Annotated in this window: 16 protein-coding genes; 6 read left to right on the top strand and 10 right to left on the bottom strand. The window is 72.3% G+C overall.

Annotated features, from left to right (window positions below):
- Nucleotides 1-151 precede the first annotated feature (151 nt).
- Nucleotides 152-976, bottom strand: coding sequence for an SAM-dependent methyltransferase (locus tag AB0A74_RS33010; RefSeq protein ID WP_358255694.1), 825 nt, complete (start codon nucleotides 974-976; stop codon nucleotides 152-154).
- 181 nt (nucleotides 977-1157) lie between these two features.
- On the opposite strand from AB0A74_RS33010, the gene AB0A74_RS33005 reads away from it, so the two are divergent.
- Nucleotides 1158-2489, top strand: a complete 1332-nt coding sequence (locus tag AB0A74_RS33005) for a cytochrome P450 (RefSeq protein WP_358255692.1) — start codon at nucleotides 1158-1160, stop codon at nucleotides 2487-2489.
- A 6-nt stretch (nucleotides 2490-2495) separates the two neighbouring features.
- Nucleotides 2496-3500: an alpha/beta hydrolase gene (locus AB0A74_RS33000; RefSeq protein ID WP_358255690.1), complete on the top strand. Its 1005-nt coding sequence runs from the start codon at nucleotides 2496-2498 to the stop codon at nucleotides 3498-3500.
- Between the two features lies 1 nt (nucleotide 3501).
- Here AB0A74_RS33000 and AB0A74_RS32995 read toward each other — a convergent pair whose 3' ends face one another.
- Entirely contained in the window at nucleotides 3502-4737 is a 1236-nt protein-coding gene (locus AB0A74_RS32995) for a serine hydrolase domain-containing protein (protein ID WP_358255688.1), read from the bottom strand.
- Between the two features lie 590 nt (nucleotides 4738-5327).
- Entirely contained in the window at nucleotides 5328-6155 is an 828-nt protein-coding gene (locus AB0A74_RS32990; protein ID WP_358255686.1) for a DUF4097 family beta strand repeat-containing protein, read from the bottom strand.
- A 90-nt stretch (nucleotides 6156-6245) separates the two neighbouring features.
- Here AB0A74_RS32990 and AB0A74_RS32985 point away from each other — a divergent pair, with 90 nt between their 5' ends.
- Nucleotides 6246-6380, top strand: coding sequence for a hypothetical protein (locus AB0A74_RS32985; RefSeq protein ID WP_358255684.1), 135 nt, complete (start codon nucleotides 6246-6248; stop codon nucleotides 6378-6380).
- Between the two features lie 19 nt (nucleotides 6381-6399).
- Nucleotides 6400-7680: a helix-turn-helix transcriptional regulator gene (locus AB0A74_RS32980; RefSeq protein ID WP_358255682.1), complete on the top strand. Its 1281-nt coding sequence runs from the start codon at nucleotides 6400-6402 to the stop codon at nucleotides 7678-7680.
- Nucleotides 7681-7725: 45 nt separating this feature from the next.
- Here the strand turns inward: AB0A74_RS32980 and AB0A74_RS32975 are convergent, their stop codons facing one another.
- On the bottom strand, nucleotides 7726-8532 hold the full coding sequence (locus AB0A74_RS32975; protein ID WP_358255680.1) for a hypothetical protein: 807 nt from the start codon (nucleotides 8530-8532) through the stop codon (nucleotides 7726-7728).
- A gap of 149 nt (nucleotides 8533-8681) precedes the next feature.
- Here AB0A74_RS32975 and AB0A74_RS32970 point away from each other — a divergent pair, with 149 nt between their 5' ends.
- Together AB0A74_RS32970 and AB0A74_RS32965 are read left to right on the top strand one after the other, a co-directional pair.
- Complete coding sequence (locus tag AB0A74_RS32970; protein ID WP_358255679.1) at nucleotides 8682-9200, top strand: hypothetical protein; 519 nt, start codon at nucleotides 8682-8684, stop codon at nucleotides 9198-9200.
- A gap of 76 nt (nucleotides 9201-9276) precedes the next feature.
- Entirely contained in the window at nucleotides 9277-10566 is a 1290-nt protein-coding gene (locus tag AB0A74_RS32965) for a PepSY-associated TM helix domain-containing protein (protein ID WP_358255677.1), read from the top strand.
- A 53-nt stretch (nucleotides 10567-10619) separates the two neighbouring features.
- On the opposite strand, the gene AB0A74_RS32960 is transcribed toward AB0A74_RS32965, so the two are convergent.
- From AB0A74_RS32960 to AB0A74_RS32935, 6 genes are all read right to left on the bottom strand, one after another.
- Nucleotides 10620-11090: a hypothetical protein gene (locus tag AB0A74_RS32960; RefSeq protein WP_358255676.1), complete on the bottom strand. Its 471-nt coding sequence runs from the start codon at nucleotides 11088-11090 to the stop codon at nucleotides 10620-10622.
- Nucleotides 11091-11111: 21 nt separating this feature from the next.
- Nucleotides 11112-11627 (bottom strand): DoxX family protein, encoded by a 516-nt coding sequence (locus AB0A74_RS32955; protein WP_358255674.1) that lies wholly within the window; start codon nucleotides 11625-11627, stop codon nucleotides 11112-11114.
- 89 nt (nucleotides 11628-11716) lie between these two features.
- Entirely contained in the window at nucleotides 11717-12613 is an 897-nt protein-coding gene (sigJ, locus tag AB0A74_RS32950) for an RNA polymerase sigma factor SigJ (RefSeq protein ID WP_358255673.1), read from the bottom strand.
- A gap of 73 nt (nucleotides 12614-12686) precedes the next feature.
- Nucleotides 12687-14123 carry an alpha-amylase gene (locus AB0A74_RS32945; RefSeq protein ID WP_358255671.1) on the bottom strand — a complete coding sequence of 479 codons (1437 nt, stop codon included), beginning with the start codon at nucleotides 14121-14123 and terminating at the stop codon, nucleotides 12687-12689.
- Complete coding sequence (locus AB0A74_RS32940) at nucleotides 14120-16720, bottom strand: glucosidase (protein WP_358255670.1); 2601 nt, start codon at nucleotides 16718-16720, stop codon at nucleotides 14120-14122. The genes AB0A74_RS32945 and AB0A74_RS32940 overlap by 4 nt, the downstream gene beginning before the upstream one ends.
- On the bottom strand, nucleotides 16717-17133 hold the full coding sequence (locus tag AB0A74_RS32935) for a hypothetical protein (protein WP_358255668.1): 417 nt from the start codon (nucleotides 17131-17133) through the stop codon (nucleotides 16717-16719). Before AB0A74_RS32935 ends, AB0A74_RS32940 begins: the two co-directional genes overlap by 4 nt.
- Between the last annotated feature and the right edge of the window lies 1 nt (nucleotide 17134).

Raw genomic sequence — 17134 nt, 5'->3', positions numbered from 1 at the left:
CACCCTTCGCTCCTTCTCGCAACCGGTAAAGCTGGTTGCGAGAAGGAGCGAAGCGCGGTTGGGCTGCGCCCAGGCCGTACGGGGAACGAACCGACGCCCTTCCTTGGGCTGATAGCCCGTGAAGGGCGTGCGCCTGCGGCGCTGGGGGTGGTCAGGGGGTGGGTTTGTGGGCTACGCCGGCGTAGACGAGCATGTTCATGTTCGGGCGGTCCGAGATGTCGCCTGGGCCGTGGGGGCGCCATTCGCCGCAGCCGACCAGGCCCGGTTCTACCAGGTCGAAGTCGCCGAACAGGGCTGTGACCTGTGCGTGTGTGCGTTCGGTGACCTGGTCGGGGCTGTTGCTGCGCTTGATCACGTCCGTGGCCGCCGTCAGCGTGCTGTCCTGGTGGTCGGCGCTGACGTGGGTCAGTGCCAGGTAGCTGCCGGGGGCCAGGGCGGCGCGGTAGCGGGCCAGCAGCGCTTGGGGGTTCGCCTCGTCGGGGACCCAGTGCAGGACCAGCAGGAACAGCAGGCCCACGGGCTGGTCGAAGTCGATCAGGCTCCGGGTCACCGGGTGGTCGAGGATGTGCTCCGGGTCGCGCATGTCGGCCTTCACGATCGCCGCGCGGTCGTTGGTGGCCAGCATCAGTTCGCTGTGCGCCACGGCGATCGGGTCGCGGTCCACGTACACCACCCGGCACGACGGGTCCGCCAGCTGGGCCACCTCGTGGACGTTGGCGACCGTGGGGATGCCGGAGCCGATGTCGAGGAACTGCCGGATGCCCGAGTCCACCATGAACCGCACCACCCGCTTCAGGAACGCCCGGTTGACGCGGGCGGCGGTGCGCAGGCCCGGCATCACCTGTTCGATCTTCTGGCCCACCTCGCGGTCCACGGCGAAGTTGTGCGCGCCGCCCAGCATGTAGTCGTAGGTGCGGGCCATGCTGGGCACGGAGACGTCGACGCTGTCGGGCACCCAGTCGCGGGTTCGGGTCACGGTGAACACCTCAGCCAGTCGAGGGCGGGGCCGCGAGCATAGCGACCGGCGGCGTGCGGCGGTTGCGCTGTCGGGGTGATGGTGTTCCACCCGATCGGGCACTGTCCCCTGCCCGCTGTCGGCTTCTAGGGTGTTCCACCGTTCGTGGGTGGACGTACTCGTCTTCGGTGGTGGAGCCAAAATGCCCGTTCCGGTGGCGCCCGGCCGGCTGCCGTTACTCGGGCACAGCCTGCCGTTGTTGCGGCACCGCGCCGACTTCACCGCATCTTTGCGGGAACTGGGCGAGGTCGTGCGCGTGGACCTCGGGCCGTTGCCCGCGTTTTTCGTGACCAGTCCTCGACTTTCGCACGAGGTGCTGGTGGCGCAGGGCGCGAAGTTCCGCAAGGGCGCGATGTTCGACAAGTTCCAGCCCTACCTCGGCAACGGCCTCCTGTTGTCCAACGGGTCGTTCCACCGCCGGCAGCGCCGCATGGTCCAGCCCGCGTTCCACCGCGATCGCATCGCGGGCTACGTCGAGACGATGCGTCGCGCCACCGCCGACCTGGTGGCCGGCTGGCGCGCCGGCGAGGTGCGGGTGGTCGAGGACGACATGCAGGGCCTGGCCGTCACCATCGTCGGCGAGGCGCTGTTCTCCACCGGCATCGGCGCGCCGGTCGTCGCGGAGGTGCGGCGCTCGATCTTCACCGTGATCAAGCAGGGCATGGTGCGCGCGTTGTCACCGTCCTTCGTGGAACGCCTGCCGATTCCAGCCAACCGCGAATTCGACCGTGCCGTCGCGCGGATGAAGGCGATCGTGCTCGACGTCATCGCGGCCCGCCGCGCCGAGGGCGTGGACCACGGCGACCTGCTCTCGACGTTGTTGCTGGCGCAGGACGACGACACCGGCGGCGGCATGACCGACCAGCAGACCTACGACGAGGTGCTGACCCTGCTCACGGCCGGCATCGAGACCACGGCCATCGCGCTGGCGTGGGCGTGCCACGAGATCGCGGCGCACCCCGCGGTCGAGGCCCGGGTGCACGCCGAGGTGGACGAAGTGCTCGCCGGCCGCCCCGTGACGGCCGAGGACGTGCCGCGCCTGGTCTACCTGGGCCGGGTCGTCGACGAGGTGCTGCGCAAGTACCCCGTGTGGATCCTGATGCGCCGCGCCCTGGTCGACGTCGAACTGGGGGAGGCGACGATCCCCGCCGGCGGCGAGGTCATCGTCAGCCCGCACGCCCTGCACCACGACCCGGCGTCCCACGACGACCCCGAGCGGTTCGACCCCGACCGCTGGGAACCCGAGCGCGCCGCCCGATTACCCAGGGGCGCGTACGTCCCGTTCGGCGCCGGCGCCCGCCAGTGCCTCGGGAACCTGTTCGCCCACACCGAGATCGTCGTCGCCCTGGCCGCCATCGCCGCGCGACACCGCCTGACCCCCTTACCGGACAAGCAGGTCCGGGTGAAGTTCACGTCCGCCGCCTACCCCAGCGGCATGCTCATGCGCGTCGAATCCCGTCCCCGTTGGAGGTAGTTCCCCGTGCCCTGGAACAGTGTCCGCCGGATCTGTGCCGTCGTGCTGCTGGTCGTGACCACCTGGCTGGTGCCGGGCGCGGCGACGGCGGCCCCCGTGACGTGCGAGGACGTGCGGGTGCCGGTGCGGATCCTGCTGGCCGTGGAGACCATGTACGGCAGGCTGTGCACGCCGCAGGGTGCCCGGACCGTGCAGGTGCTCATCCCCGGTGGCACGTACAACAGCTCGTACTGGGACATCTCCTACACACCGGGCACCCGCTCCTACCGGCAGGCGATGAACAACGCCGGCATCGCGACCCTCGCCGTGGACCGGCTGGGCACCGGCCAGAGCTCCAAGCCGCTGAGCACCCTGGTCACCGCGACCGTCCAGGCCAACGCCGTGCACCAGGTCGTGCGGACGGTGCGGCCCCGGTTCGAGCGCGTCGTCGTCGGCGGGCACTCGATCGGCGCGGCGATGGCGATGATCGAGGCCGGGCTGCACCGCGACGTGGACGGCGTGCTGGTCACCGGGATGACCCACCGCATGAACCACATCACCGTGCTACCCGTCCTGGCCGGCATGATCCCCGCCGCGCTGGACCCGCAACTGGCCGGCCGCGGCCTGGACGCCGGCTACCTCACCACCAGCCCCGGCACCCGGTACTCGGCCTTCCACACGCCCGGCCCGAACGTCCCGGAGGCCATCGCGGTGGACGAGTCCACAAAGGACGTGTTCGCCGCGACGGAAGCCGTGGACACCCTCGCGTTGACCAACGTCGTCATCCCGGCCAGCCGCGCGATCGACGTGCCGGTGCTGCTCGTGGTCGGCAACGACACCCACTTCTGCGGCACCCCGCTGGGCAGCGACTGCTCGTCACCCGAAGCGCTGCGCGCCTCCGAGGCCCCGTACTTCGCCCCGGAGGCCCGCCTGCACACCTACATCCTCGACGGATACGGACACTCCATCAACTACGCGCCCAACGCGCCCGACTACCACCGCGCCGTGGTCGACTGGGTCGCGACGCTGTAGTTCAGCCGAGACAGGAGCGAACGGCCTTGGCCAGCTCGGCCGCCCGCGGGTCGTCGGCGCGGAAGTTCCACAGGTTGGTGACGTAGGCGAAGCCGACTCGCGCGTCCGGGTCCGCGAACCCGATCGACCCGCCGGACCCGGGGTGGCCGAACGAGCCGGGGCCCAGCAGCGGCATCGGCGGGCAGGCGCGCCAGAAGCCGAGGGACATGTTGAACGTGCGGTCGGCGGGGAGGTCCAGGCCGGGGGGAAGGCCGTGCATCCTGGTCTTGTCGGTGTGGATCTCGGTCATCGTGGTGACGGTGTCCGGGGTGAGGAGGCGGACGCCGTCGACGTCGCTGACCGTGGCGGCGTACATCTTGGCCACGGACCGGGCGTCGGCGAGCATGTTGGCAGCGGGGAACTCGGCCGCGCGCCACGCCCGCGTCTCGTGGTAGGCGGTCGAGTGGTCCAGCGCGCCACCGAGTTCGCCGGCGCGGGCCTGCACCGAGTCCGCGCCCCAGACGGCGGTGACCCAGGCGTTGACCGTGTCGGCGTCGAGCCCGGTGGCCTTGATGATGCCGGCGATGAGCTGTTCGAGGCTGAAGGGCGCGGCGTAGTGCACCTTGGCGACGCGGGGTTCTTCGGTGTCGGGGAGGCCGATCCAGGCGCTGAGGCCGAGCGGGGCGGCGACCTCGTCGGCGAAGAAGGTGCCGAGCGACTTGCCGGTGATCCGCCGGACGACTTCGCCGACCAGGAAGCCGAAGGTCATGCTGTGGTAGACGTGCTCGGTGCCGGGCCGCCACAACGGCTCCTGGTTTTCAAGGGCCTCGATGACCGGGTCCCACCGACAGGCCTGCTCGAAGGTCAGCGGCCCGTCGACGAGCGGCAGGCCGGCTTGGTGGGACAGCAGCCAGCGGACGGTGATCGCTTCTTTGCCTTTGCTGCCGAACTCGGGCCAGTAGCGGGAGACGGGGGCGTCGAGGTCGAGTTGTCCGCGCTGGACGAGGAGGTGGGCGCAGATGGCCGTCGCGCCCTTGGTGGTGGAGGCGACTTGGACGATCGTGTCGTCCCGCCAGGGCTTGGCGGTGTCCCGGTCGGCGAGGCCGTCCCAGAGATCGACCACCGGTTTGCCGTCGAGGTAGACGGCGCAGGCAGCGCCTACTTCACCTTCGTCGGCGAAGTTCGCTTTGAAGACGTCGGCCACCTTCTCCCAGCCCCGCTCGACACCGTTCTCACGTCGCTCACTGGTGCTGTCCACGGCTGAAAACTCCATTTCGGTGAAGTAAAACTTTTGGTTGACTGAAATTTTTGATGTGGTGAAGGGGTGAGGGTGGCGCGGCGAGGGCTGCCGTGACCGCGACCGTGCCCGTGGCGGTGCCCGTGGCGGTGCCCGTGGCGGTGCCCGTGGCGGTGACCGTGACCGCGACCGCGACTGTGGCGGTGACCCCGACTGCGGCGGTGACCACGACCGCGACTGCGAGTGCGGCTGCGGCCGGCTTGGCGGCAGGCCGGCCGCGCTCGGGCCCCACCCATGCCGCACGCCGCACGCCCACGCCGCACGCCGCACGCCTCACGCCGAACCCCGGATCCCGAGCGCCGACGCCGAACACCACGTGCCGAGCGCCGGGTGTCACGCCGGGAGCTGTGGGAGCCGAGTGCCGGGAGCCGGGGCTCGCAGCCGGGAGTTGGGGCGTAAGGCGGAAGGCGCGGGCAAGCCGGGGACCGGAGGCTGGACCGGGAAGGCGAATGGCGGGGCCGGAGGGTCGGGGTTGGCGGTCGTGGGGCCTTGGCTCCCCGCTCCTCGGAAGTGAGCGGCCGAAGAGGTGCACGGTTGAAGGGGACCTGGAGTCAGGTCGTGGCCGGGTGGATGTGGATGTCGTTCAGGCGGGTTCGGGCGTGGAGCCTCAGGATTGGGGCGGCTGTGGTGGGGGTGGGCAGGGTGTTGCGGACGGTGCCCTTTGTGCTGGTCGCGTCCACCTCCGCCGTCACGTCCCTCGCCACCCCGACCTCGATGCCGCCCGACGCGTTCGCCAGGTGCGCCTGACCGCCCGCCATCCGGCCGACCCGGATCGGGCAGTTCGCGGCCTCCGCGGTGACGTTCCCGTCCGCTCGGTCGATCGTGAAGCTGCCGTTCGACCCGCCGAGGTGCACGTCCGCGTGGGCGTGGCCGATCCAGACCTCGCCCGACGAGCCCGCGTAGCGCACCTCGCCCACCACCTCGCCCAGGCGCAGGCCGCCGGCACCGCCATCGACCTCCACGGCACCGGCGACGTGCCCGATCTCGACCCCGCTCTCCACGAGGTCGCCGCGCACCGCGGACACCCGCTCCAGGCGGATCGAGCCGGACAGGGTGCTCAGCCGGCAGTCGCCCAGGTCGCCCTCGGCCCGCACGTCCGTCCACGCCGTGTTCAGGACCAGGTCGGACCCCGCCGGCAGCTCGATCGTGATGGCCACCGAACCCCGCCGGTCACCGGACTTGGTGGTCTCCACCCTCAAGTCACCGCCGGAGAACTCGACCCTGGTCTTCTCGGCGACCTTCACGTCCGTCTTGTTCGCGCTGTTCAAGGGTCGGACTTGGACGACGGTGTCGGACCGTGGACTCGCGACGACCCGCACCTGGGCGCCGGCGGTGGTGAGGTTGGCTGTGATCGGGGTCGGGGTGGTGAAGGTCGTCATGGTCGCTCTCCCGTTTTCGCTGTTGAGGGCAACGATCACGGCGTCGCCTGACACCGGGCAGTCACAGCGCTGACACGGGCGGGGGAGGTTGTGTCGGACAGTGCAATGTCACATACTCCGAACGCCGACGCCGACGCCGACGCCGACGCCGACGCCGACGCCGACGCCGACGCCGACGAAACCGACGCCGAAACCGACGCCGCCGACGACAGCGGAGTCCGCTGACCGCGCCAGGAGGTCTGCCGTGCAACGTCGCAGGTGTCAGACCGACCCCGCCGGTCCGGCACAGGCCCGGTTCGGCGCACGACTCCGCTACTGGCGTGAGCACGCCGGCCTCTCCCAAGCCCAACTCGCCCACCGCCTCCGCTACGACAAGACCCACATCAGCCACCTGGAGTCCGGCCGACGAGCGGTCTCGGTGGCGGTCGCGCGTCGGGTGGACGTGTTGTTGGGGGCCGGGGGTGAGTTGGCCGGGCTCGGGGTCGCCGTGTTGGCCGCCCGGCGCGGCAACGTCACCGGGACCGGTGATCGGTTGGACGGGTCGCCTGTGCCGTTGCCGGGGTCCTCCGACGAGCACGAAGTGGTGTTGCCGTGGCGTACCTGGAGGGAGAGGGTCAGCCGGCCGCTTGGGCTGACCTGTCCGTTGCACGCCGACGAACCGTGCGTGGAAGCCGGGCTCGCCGAGGCCGAAGACGGTGGCGGCGTGCACGCCCACCTCGGTCGGCTGGCCATCCTGCACCAGGTCGGCTCCGAGGTGCTGGACCCGACGCCGCTGGCCACCGCCGTCGAACGCGTCGCGGGTGACCTGGTGCGCCGCGCCACCGCACCCGCGGACCTCCACCTCGCCGCCGACTACGCCGCCCTCGCGGGCCAGTTGCGCGGTGAGGTGGGCCAGTCCGTCGCCGCGACGGGGTGGCTGCACCGGGGCGCGTCCTGGGCCGACGCCTCCGGCAACACCGCCGCACTGTGCCGGATCTTCGGCCTGCTCAGCCACTTCGCCCAGTTGGAACGGGACGTCGACTCGGCCGCCCGGTACGCCCTCGCCGCCCGCACCGCCGACCGGACCCGGCGGTGGGCCGTCGCGCACGGGCGGTTGCACCAGGCGCGGGTCGGGGCGTTGCGGGGCGACCGTGCCGAGTTCGCCCGTCACGTCGCCGCCGCGCGCCGGTTGATCGCGCGGTTCGGTGAGCGGGACCGGGTCGAGGCGTCCTGGATGACCGAAGGCGGTGTCCACGTCCACGCGCTGCTCTCCGGCGGTCGGCGCGACCTCGCCGCCCGCACGGGCGACCGCGCCCTCGCCCGCCGGGCCGCCGACACCGCCCAAGCCGCCCTGGACCTCGCGCCCGGACACGCCCGCCCGGCCCGGCTCATGCTCGCCCTGCGCCTCGCGGACTGCCTGGCCCGCGCGGGGGAGCGCGACGCCGCCACGCACCTCGCCGCACCACTGCTGGCGACGGCGGCGACCTCGAACCTGCGGCTCGTGCAGCGCGAGTACCGGTCACTGCGCTCGTCCCTGCCACGGTGACGCCCCGCGAGGGACGCCCCCGCGAGGGCGCCACCGTGCGAACGGTCAGGACGGCAGGGACGCGCCCCGGTACACCCGGTCGAGCAGGCCGTGGAGCGCGGTGTCGTAGGCGGACAGCTCCGCGCGGGTGTTCACGTCGTTGTGCACCCCGTCGCCGCCGCGCGGACCCTCCTTGTTGACGCCGAAGTACGACTGGACACCCTCGGCCCAGTACTCGGACGTGTTGGTCGCCGCGTAGGTGTTGTTCCACAGCCCCAACGACTTCGCGCGGTCGTATGCCGCTTGCAGGTCGCGGGTGAAGTTCGGGTCGATGTGCCGCAACGCCATGTCGGCGACCGTGTGCCCGAATTCGTGGACGTAGCAGTTCTCCGCGCCGAAGTTGTCCATGAGGTTGGCTTCGGTGCCCACGGACAGCGGCAACGCGTCCGTCGCGCCCATCCCGGCCCAGTAGCGGGCGTCCAAGCTGGTCCCGTACGCCGCGTAGACCTCGGGGATGGAACTCATCTTCTCGCCGCGCGCGGTGATGACGACCCGCACGTTGCGCCGGTCCAGCTCGTTGACCGGGTAGTAGGGGTACGTGCGCACCAGCGCGTTGAGCTGGCGGGCGGCTTTGAGCAGGGTCGCGTTGTCGATGGCGGCCGAGCCGAGCACGGCGACGGACCGGCCGGTGGTGGCGTCCACCGGGCCCTTGACGTACTTCGCGTACCACCGGGTGTCCAGGCGGTAGCGGTCGACGACCGACTTCGGGACGGGTTGCTGGACGACGAGTTCGCCGGCCGCCCGGACCGCGGCGGTGGGCGCCAGGACGACCGCGAGCGCCGACACGACGGCGAGGGTGAGCGATCTGGTCATGCAGGGACCTCCTGAGGGTGGAGCAGGGGCCTCGCAGCCTGCCGGGCGAAGGCCGGCGACGGGGGCCGCTGTGCGCGGTCGGCAACTTCCCGCACCCCCGCCGAGGTCGAGCCTTCGCCTGCGGACCACAGGTCGATACGCTGCGAAGCGTGACGACCCCGACCCGCGGTGCCGTGCGCGTGGCGCGCTGTGGCGTGATCGGGTTGTCGTCCGGGCTGTTGGCCGTGGTCGCGCACGCGAGCGCGGGTGGGCACGTGCCGGCGTTGCCGCACGTCCTCGCCTTCGCCGCGGTGGTCGGGTGGGCCTGCGGGCCGTTGACCGACCGGCAGGTCGGGTTCGGCGAGATCGTCGCGCTGGTGGTGTCGGTGCAGGTCACGATGCATGTGTTCCTGGCCGTGGTCAGCCGCCACCCCGGCGCGGTCCTGCCGTCGCCGTCGATGCTGTCCGCGCACGCGCTCGCCACGGCCGTCGTGGTCGTCGCGCTGACCGGCGCGGAGCGCGCGGTGTTCCGGGTCGCGGCGGCGTTGGCGTCGGTGTTGCCGCGCCGGTTGTCGCCGCCGCCGGCGGTCGCGCCGTTGCGCATCCCGATCGCCGGGCACCCCGAGCAGCCGTTGTCCGAGGTGTCGCGCCGGCGCACCGTGCCGCGCCGCGGGCCGCCCGTCTCCTGAGGAAGTGAGCGAGCCAGTCACACCACCGTCCTCTGTGGACCGGTGGCGCTACCGCACACCCTGAGGAGCTTTCGCCATGACAACGTCCTGGCGCGGCCTCGTGCTGCGCTTCCACTTCTACGCCGGCGTGCTCGTCGGCCCGTTCGTGCTCATCGCCGCGCTGACCGGCGTCCTCTACGCGGCCACGCCGCAACTGGAATCCTGGCTGTACTCCGAGCAGTTGACCGTCCCCGCCGCCGAGCGGACCGTCCCGCTGGCGCGGCAGGTCGAGGCGGCGGTGGCGGCGCGGCCGTCGGCCACGCTCGTCGCGGTCCGGCCCGCGCCCGAGCCCGGCGCCACCACCCGGGTGCTGTTCACCGCCGACTCGCTCGGCGAGTCCGAGCGGCTCGCGGTCTTCGTCGACCCCGGCACCGGCTCGGTGGTGGGCGAGCTGGTCACCTACGGGTCCAGCGGCGTGCTGCCGCTGCGGACCGTGCTCGACCAGGTGCACAGCAACCTGCTGCTCGGCGAGTTCGGCCGCGTCTACAGCGAGCTGGCCGCGTCCTGGCTGTGGGTGGTCGCGTTGGGCGGCGTGGTCCTGTGGTTCGCCCGGCGGCGGGCGGCCAAGCCCAAGGCGGCCGTGCGCCGCCACGCCGTGCTGGGCCTGTGGGTGCTGGTCGGCGCGCTGTTCCTGTCCGCCACCGGGTTGGCCTGGTCGAAGTACGCCGGGGAGAACGTGGCCGACCTGCGCGAGACCTTCGGCTGGACCACCCCGGCGCTGAGCACGACCGGCTCCGGCGACCACGCCGGCCACACCAGCGGCACCCCGACCGGCACGTCACCGTCCGAAGTGGACACCGTGCTGGGGGTGGCCCGGTCCGCCGGCATCGACGCGCGGGCCGTCGAGATCACCCTGCCCACTAAGGGCGTGTGGAAGGTCGCCGAGATCGAGCGCGGCTGGCCCACGCAGGTCGACGCGGTCGCCGTCGCCGACGGTGTCGTGGTGGACGACGTCCGGTTCGCCGACTACCCGCTGATGGCCAAGCTGACCCGGTGGGGCATCGACGCCCACATGGGCGTGCTGTTCGGCCTGGTCAACCAGCTCGTGCTGCTGGCGCTGGGGATCGGCCTGGTCCTGCTGGTGGTCCTGGGCTACCGGATGTGGTGGCGGCGCCGCCCGACCCGCGGCTTCGGCCGCCCGGTGCCGCGCGGCCAGTGGCGCAAGGTGCCGCGGGCGCGACTGGTGGCCGTGCTGGTGGTCGCGGCCGGCGTGGGCTGGTTCGTGCCGCTGTTCGGCTTGAGCCTGCTGGGGTTCCTGGTCGTGGACGCCCTGCTGGCGCGCCGCAGGACCAAGACCGCGCCTGAGCCGTCCGAACAGCTCGTGTGACGGCCGCGCTCCGCACCCGGTCACCGCGGCCGGGTGCGGAGCAACGCGACGGGTCAGTGGATGATCTCGGCGCGGGCGCGTTCGTCGGGCGTGCCGATGTCCCAGAAACGGACCGTGCCGCGGGCCTTGCGGTACGTGCCCGTGCCGCCGGTGATGGCCATGTCGAGCGGGCTCGCGCCCCTGGTCCACTGGGACCGCATGGTCACCGAGCCGTTCTCCAGGTCCATCGTGATCACGCACTGCATGGTCACCTCCTCGCCCGCGACCGAGATCACCTGGCACGACCCGCCGCCGTACCCGACCTCGCGGCCGTCCTTGACCGCCTGGCCCGAGTAGACGTCCATGTCACCCAGGCTCACGCCGGGTGCGCCGAAGTCCAACGCCTGGTACTGGTCGTTGCGCACCCCGAGTTCGAGGACCTCGACCCGTTCCCGGGCCGGCGCCTCCGGCACGCCCTGGGCCACGCCGCAGCCGGCGGCCGTGAGCACGACGAGTGCCGCCGCGCCGATCCTGGTGAAGACCACGGTTTCTCCTTCAAGTGAGAGCTACTGTTCGGTGACCCAGCCGCGTTGCTTCGGCCAGTCGCTGGTGAAGTCGTCGGCGGCGGGCAGGGACAGGAACGAGACGACGGTCAGGGCGACGAGCAGCCCGACCGACCCGGCCCACGCCCGCGAGGTGGACGGCGCGGGGCCCGGCCTGCGGCCGGCCGGCCGCAGCGCCCACGACGCGACGCCGAACGCCAGGAACATCAGCGGCGGCCCCCACGACAGCAGCGTGTCGCCGACCGCCAGGTGCGAGACCGCGGCACCGGACCACAGGAGGAAGATCCCCGCGTACGCCCATTCTTTGAGCAGCCCCAGACCGGGCAGCCCGATCACGACGGCGGCGGCGAGGTGCGCCACGCCCAGGACGTAAGCGAAGTACGGCGGGTAGTGCAGGTGGACCAGCTGGGCATCGACCCAGTCGATCCGCGTGAGGTTCCACGCCCCTCCGGCGAGCAGTTCGAACAGGACGACGACCGTCGTGGACCAGTAGGCGGTGGAACGGATCCGCTCGCTCACCAGGTCACCTCCAAGGACTCGACATCGAACACGGCAACTGCGTCATCGGGGTCCCTCTCACCGGCTCAGCCGACGCGGCACGGCCAGCGTCAGGAGCTTGTCCGGGTTGCGGATGGCGTAAAGTTGCCGATCAACCCATCGGTGATCTCCAGCAGGAACACGCCCTCCAGCCGGTCGTCCACGTAGGCGACCAGCGCGGGCGCGCCGTTGCAGTTGACGGTTTCCAGGCGCATGGTCGGGCCGCGCCAGCGGAAGAGGTCCACGATGAACCCGGCGACCCGGTCCGCGCCGACCACCGGCCGGCGTGCCGCGGTCGTCTTGCCGCCGCTGTCGGCGGTCCAGGTGACGTCTTCCGCGAGCAGCGTCACCAGGCCGTCGAAGTCGCCCGTGGTGGCGGCGGTGACGAACTGCTCGGTGATCCGCGCGGTGACCGCGGCGTCGACCGGTTCGAACCGCTTGCGCCGGGCCTGGACGTGGGAGCGGGCGCGGTGCGCGGCCTGGCGCACCGTCGCCTCCGACTTGCCCACGGCGGCGGCGATGTCGTGGTGGCTGAACCCGAACACCTCGCGCAGCACGAACACCACGCGCTCGTCGGGTGTGAGCGTTTCCAGCAGCACCAGCATCGCCATCGACACCGACTCGGCGAGCACCACGTCCACCGACGCGTCGTTGTCGTCCAGCAGCACCGGCTCGGGCAGCCACGGCCCGACGTAGTCCTCCCGCCGGCGCGCGCCGGCCCGCAACGCGTTGAGCGCCTGCCGCGTGACCAGCCGCGCCAGGTAGGACTTGGTGTCCCGCACGGCCGCGAGGTCCACCTCGGCCCACCGCAGGTAGCTGTCCTGCAGCACGTCGTCGGCCTCGGTCGCCGAGCCGAGCACCTCGTAGGCGATCGTGAACAACAACGGCCGCAACAACGTGAACCGCTCGACGTGCTCGCTCGGCTCCGACCCCGGCCGGTCGGCGTTCGCTGTCCTGTGTTCCGACATGCCTCCCAAGACACCGCTCGCCCCCGCGAACGTGACAGCGCCCGACGTGACACCGGGCACACCCGGCCACCCGTCAGGCGGCGGTCACCTCCAGCACGTGGTGGCTCCACGGCGGCAGCTCCACGAAGAGGCCCTCGGCAGACAGCTCGCCCCCGTCGCGGTGGAACGTCTCCGTCCTCAACACGTCCGTGAGCCGCGTGGGGCCGGGAGCGCAGTCCAGCCGCACCCGACCCTGGGACGTGACCGGCGAGAAGTTCACGACCACCACGTGGCTCGTCCCCGGCGCGGTCCACGACCAGGTCAGGAGGTTCTCGCAGGTCCGGTTGTCCGGCCAGCCCGCGGCCTCCAGGAGCTGCCACCTCCCCGTCCGCACGCCCGGCGCGGCCGCCAGCAGCCGGTGGTGGAACGCCGCCAGGGCCGGGTCGGCGGGCTCGTCCGGGGCACGGGTCAGGAACACCGGCGGGCGGACGCGCCGGCCCTCGAACTGGCCCTCGTGCCACAGGGTCGCGCCGGGCAGGGTGGCCAGGACGACCGCCGCCGCCGGGACGGCCGCGCGCGGCAGCCGGGACGCCACCCGCGGCTCGTCGTGGTTCTCCAGGAACCGGACCAGCCGCGACTGGTAGGCCACGTCCGCCCGCAGGTGGGCGCGGACGCCGGCGACGTCCAACCCCGTCAGGCGGTCGTAGAGGCGCTTGTCGTAGCACAGGTCGAAACCCTGTTGCTGCAACGTCCACTCCATGTCCCAGTACGCCTCGGCGATCATCAGCACGTCCGGGTGCCGGGCGCGCAGACCCGCCAGCACGGTCGGCCAGAAGTCGTCCTCCGGCGGCGGGCCGGTGCGGCCCCGCCAGGTGCGGGCGAACACCTCGTTGGTGGGCAGCATCGCCATGTCGCAGCGGATCCCGTCGCACTGGTCGGCGATGTCGGACAACACCTCCACGGTCGCCTCGCGCAGCGCGGGGGAGAAGGCGTCCAGCTGCACGACGTCCGGCCACGGCGGGAAGTACGGGTCCCGACCCCGGGCCACGGCGTGGTCCGCCACGACCGCCCAGGCCGCCGGGTCCTCCGCACGGTCGCCGGGCACCACCAGCTCCGGCGACGACGCCCAGGGGTGGTCCGGCGCGACGTGGTTGGGCACGTGGTCCAGCACCAGCAGCGCACCCCGGCGGGCCAGGGCGGCACGTGCTCGCGCCAACCCGTCCCGCCCGCCGAACCGCTCGTCCACCTCGTAGCGGCGCACGCAGTACGGCGACCCGATCACGTCCTCCGGTCGCAGGTCGGGCAGCGCCCGCCGGAACGAACGCCGCGTGTCGATGTCCACCAGCGCCAACCCGGTCGTGCTGCGCTCCCACACGCCCATCAACCACACCGCGTCCACACCCGGCCGCGCGACGGCGTCCCACGCCTCGTCGGGCACCTCGCCCAACGTCACCGGCCGCCCGAGAGCGCGGCCCAGGTCGGCCAGCCACAGCGCGGTGTTCACCTCGTGCACGACCGGCTGCGGGCTCATCGCCGCACCGCCCCGCGGAACAGCAGCGGCAGCAACGCCACCGTGCCGGTCCACCCGGTCTGGTGGCTCGCCCCCAGCCCGGCCCCGGTGTCGCCGTCGAAGTACTCGTGGAACAGCACCAGGTCCCGCCAGTGCGGGTCGTCGCGCAGCAGCTCCCGGCCGCCGTGCGCGGGCCGCCCGGCCGCGGTGGGCAGGAACAGCCGCACCAGCCGGTCGGAGATCTCCTCGGCCACCTCGCGCAGCGTCGCCCACCGGCCCGACCCGGTCGGGCACTCGACCTTGAACGTGTCCCCGAAGTGCTCGTGCAGGTTCAGCAGCCCGCGCACCAGCATGACGTTGACCGGGAACCACACCGGCCCGCGCCAGTTGGAGTTGCCGCCGAACATCCGGCTGTCGGACTCGGCCGGCAGGTAGGACACCCGCAGCTCCCGGCCGTCCACGGTGAACACGTACGGGTGGTCGCGGTGCCACTTGGACAGCGACCGGATGCCGTACGGGCTCAGGAACTCCTCCTCGTCGAGCATCCGCGCGAGGATCCGCCGCAACCGCTGCTCGTCGAACAGGGCGAACAGCACCGGACCGGTCCCGTGCGCCTGCTCGCCGTGCCGCCACAGCGCGGCGGTCACCGCCGGGTGCCGGTCCAGGAACTCCGCCGCGCCCCGCACCAGCCCGGGGAACCGCTGCCGCACCGAGCCGTCCACCACCGTCGCCGCCGCCAGCGGCACCAGCCCGACCGCCGAACGCACCTCCAGCGGCACCGAACTGCCGTCGGGGCGGCGCAGCACGTCGTAGAAGAACCCGTCCTCCTCGTGCCACAGCTCGACGTGCCGCGCGGCGGCGGCGATCCAGGCGAAGTTCTCCAGCAACGCCTGCGCCTGCTCCAGGTGCACCGGGTCGTCGGCGGCCAGCTCCAGCGCGATCCGGACCAGGCTCTGGCAGGCCAGCGCCATCCACGCGGTGCCGTCGGACTGGTCGAGGTGCCCGCCGGTGGGCAGCGGGGCGCTGCGGTCGAACACGCCGATGTTGTCCAGCCCGAGGAACCCGCCCTGGAACACGTTGCGCCCGCCGGGGTCCTTGCGGTTGAGCCACCAGTCGAAGTCGCGCAGGAGCTTGGGGAACACCCGAGCGAGGAACGCGCGGTCGCCCCGGCCCCGCACGGCCTTCTCGTGGTCGTGCACGAACAGCGCCGCCCACGCGTGCAGCGGCGGGTTGACGTCACCGAAGTTCCACTCGTAGGCCGGGACCTGCCCGGTCGGGTGCTGGTAGCGGCGCTCCAACAACAACTCCAACTGCCGCTTGGCCAGCGCCGGGTCCACCACGGCCAGCGCCACCGCGTGGAAGGCCAGGTCCCACGCCGCGAACCACGGGTACTCCCAGCCGTCGGGCATGGCGATGACGTCCCGGGCGACCAGGTGGCGCCACAGGTGGTTCGGGGTGGTCGGCGGGCCCAACGGGTCCTCGCCGCGCTCGGTCAGCCACCGCTCCACGTCGAACTCGTAGTACTGCTGCGACCACAGCATCCCGGCCAACGCCCGCCGCGCCACCACCCGCTCGTCGTCGCTCAGGTCGCCGGCCAGCACGTCGGCGTAGAACTCGTCGGCCTCGGCGCGGCGGGCCGCGAACACGGCGTCGAAGTCGGCGAACCCGGCCGGCCGGTCGGCCAGCCGGACCCGGACGGTGCCGCTGCCGCCCGCCGGGAGGTCCAGCACGCACACCGCCGCCGCCTTCGTGCCGACACCGCCCGGGTCCACCGCGGTCATGTCACCGCGCACGACCGCCCGCTCGATGCCGTCCTTGACGAACGGGGACGCGTTGGGCGAGCCGAAGACCCGTTCGTCGTCGGTCTCGTTGCCGGTCACCAGGAACGACGCCGGCGGGTCCACCGACAGCCGCCGCGCGCCCAGGCCCGCGCCGTCCGCGCGCAGCGAGCCGCCGGCGTCGACCAGCGTGGGCCGCTCGGCACCGCCCGCCCACGACCAGGTGTGCCGGAACCACAGCGTGGGCAGCACGTGCAGGCGCGCCGGCTCCGGCCCGCGGTTGTGCGCGGTGACGAGCATCAGCACGTCCTCCGGGCCCGCCTTGGCGTACTCCACGACGACGTCGAAGTACCGGTGGTCGTCGAAGATCCCCGTGTCCAGGAGTTCGTACTCCGGGTCGTGCCGGCCGCGCGCGGCGTTGACCGACACCAGGTCCGCGTACGGGAACTCCCGTTGCGGGTACTTGTAGAGCATCTTCAGGTAGGACGCGGTCGGCGTGGCGTCGAGGTGGAAGTAGCACTCCTTCACGTCCTCGCCGTGGTTGCCCTCGGCGTTGGTCAGGCCGAACAGGCGCTCCTTGAGGATCGGGTCCACGCCGTTCCACAGCGCGAGCGCCAGGCACAGCCGCTGCTTGTCGTCGCTGACGCCCGCCAACCCGTCCTCGCCCCACCGGTAGGCGCGGTAACGGGCCTGGTCGTGGGTGAACGACGACCACGCGTCCCCGCCGAACCGGGCCTCCCGCACCGTGCCCCACTGCCGGTCGGCCAGGTAGGGACCCCAGCGCCGCCACGGCACGCCCGCCTCGGCCTCCTCCAGCCGCTGCCGCTCCGCGCCGGTCACCGGGCGCCGCCCACTTCGTCGCCGTGCACCACGACCGCCCACACCACGACCACGCACAGCGCGATCACGATGGTCGACCACACCGGCTGCACGGACACGAAACCCAGCTGTACCACGGCGTTGAGCGCCGCGAACACCACCGCGACCACCCGCGCCCACGCCGCGCCGGTCAGCAGCGCGGCCCCGGCGAGCGCGATCAGCACCCCGATGACCAGGTGCGCCCAGCCCCAGCCGGTGAGGTCGAGCACCAGGACGTTGTCCGGCCCGACCACGTAGTACTCGTCGTCGAACAGCGCGACCACGCCCTCGATGACGTTGAACGACCCGATGACGATCATCATGATGGCCGCGAAGCCGATCCAGCCGGTCCACGCGCTCGCCCTCGGCCGGCTGGGCCACGTCTGCTCTGCCATG

Source organism: Saccharothrix sp. NPDC042600, assembly GCF_040647305.1.
GTDB lineage: Bacteria > Actinomycetota > Actinomycetes > Mycobacteriales > Pseudonocardiaceae > Actinosynnema > Actinosynnema mutabilis.
This window is presented reverse-complemented; position numbering and strand designations above follow the sequence as displayed.

Excerpts from the sequence above, each read along its gene's own strand:
- AB0A74_RS33005 (WP_358255692.1), top strand. The coding sequence starts at position 1,158 with ATGCCCGTTCCGGTGGCGCCCGGCCGGCTGCCGTTACTCGGGCACAGC.
- AB0A74_RS32990 (WP_358255686.1), bottom strand. The coding sequence starts at position 6,155 with ATGACGACCTTCACCACCCCGACCCCGATCACAGCCAACCTCACCACC.
- AB0A74_RS32975 (WP_358255680.1), bottom strand. The coding sequence starts at position 8,532 with ATGACCAGATCGCTCACCCTCGCCGTCGTGTCGGCGCTCGCGGTCGTC.
- AB0A74_RS32965 (WP_358255677.1), top strand. The coding sequence starts at position 9,277 with ATGACAACGTCCTGGCGCGGCCTCGTGCTGCGCTTCCACTTCTACGCC.
- sigJ (WP_358255673.1), bottom strand. The coding sequence starts at position 12,613 with ATGTCGGAACACAGGACAGCGAACGCCGACCGGCCGGGGTCGGAGCCG.
- AB0A74_RS32945 (WP_358255671.1), bottom strand. The coding sequence starts at position 14,123 with ATGAGCCCGCAGCCGGTCGTGCACGAGGTGAACACCGCGCTGTGGCTG.
- AB0A74_RS32935 (WP_358255668.1), bottom strand. The coding sequence starts at position 17,133 with ATGGCAGAGCAGACGTGGCCCAGCCGGCCGAGGGCGAGCGCGTGGACC.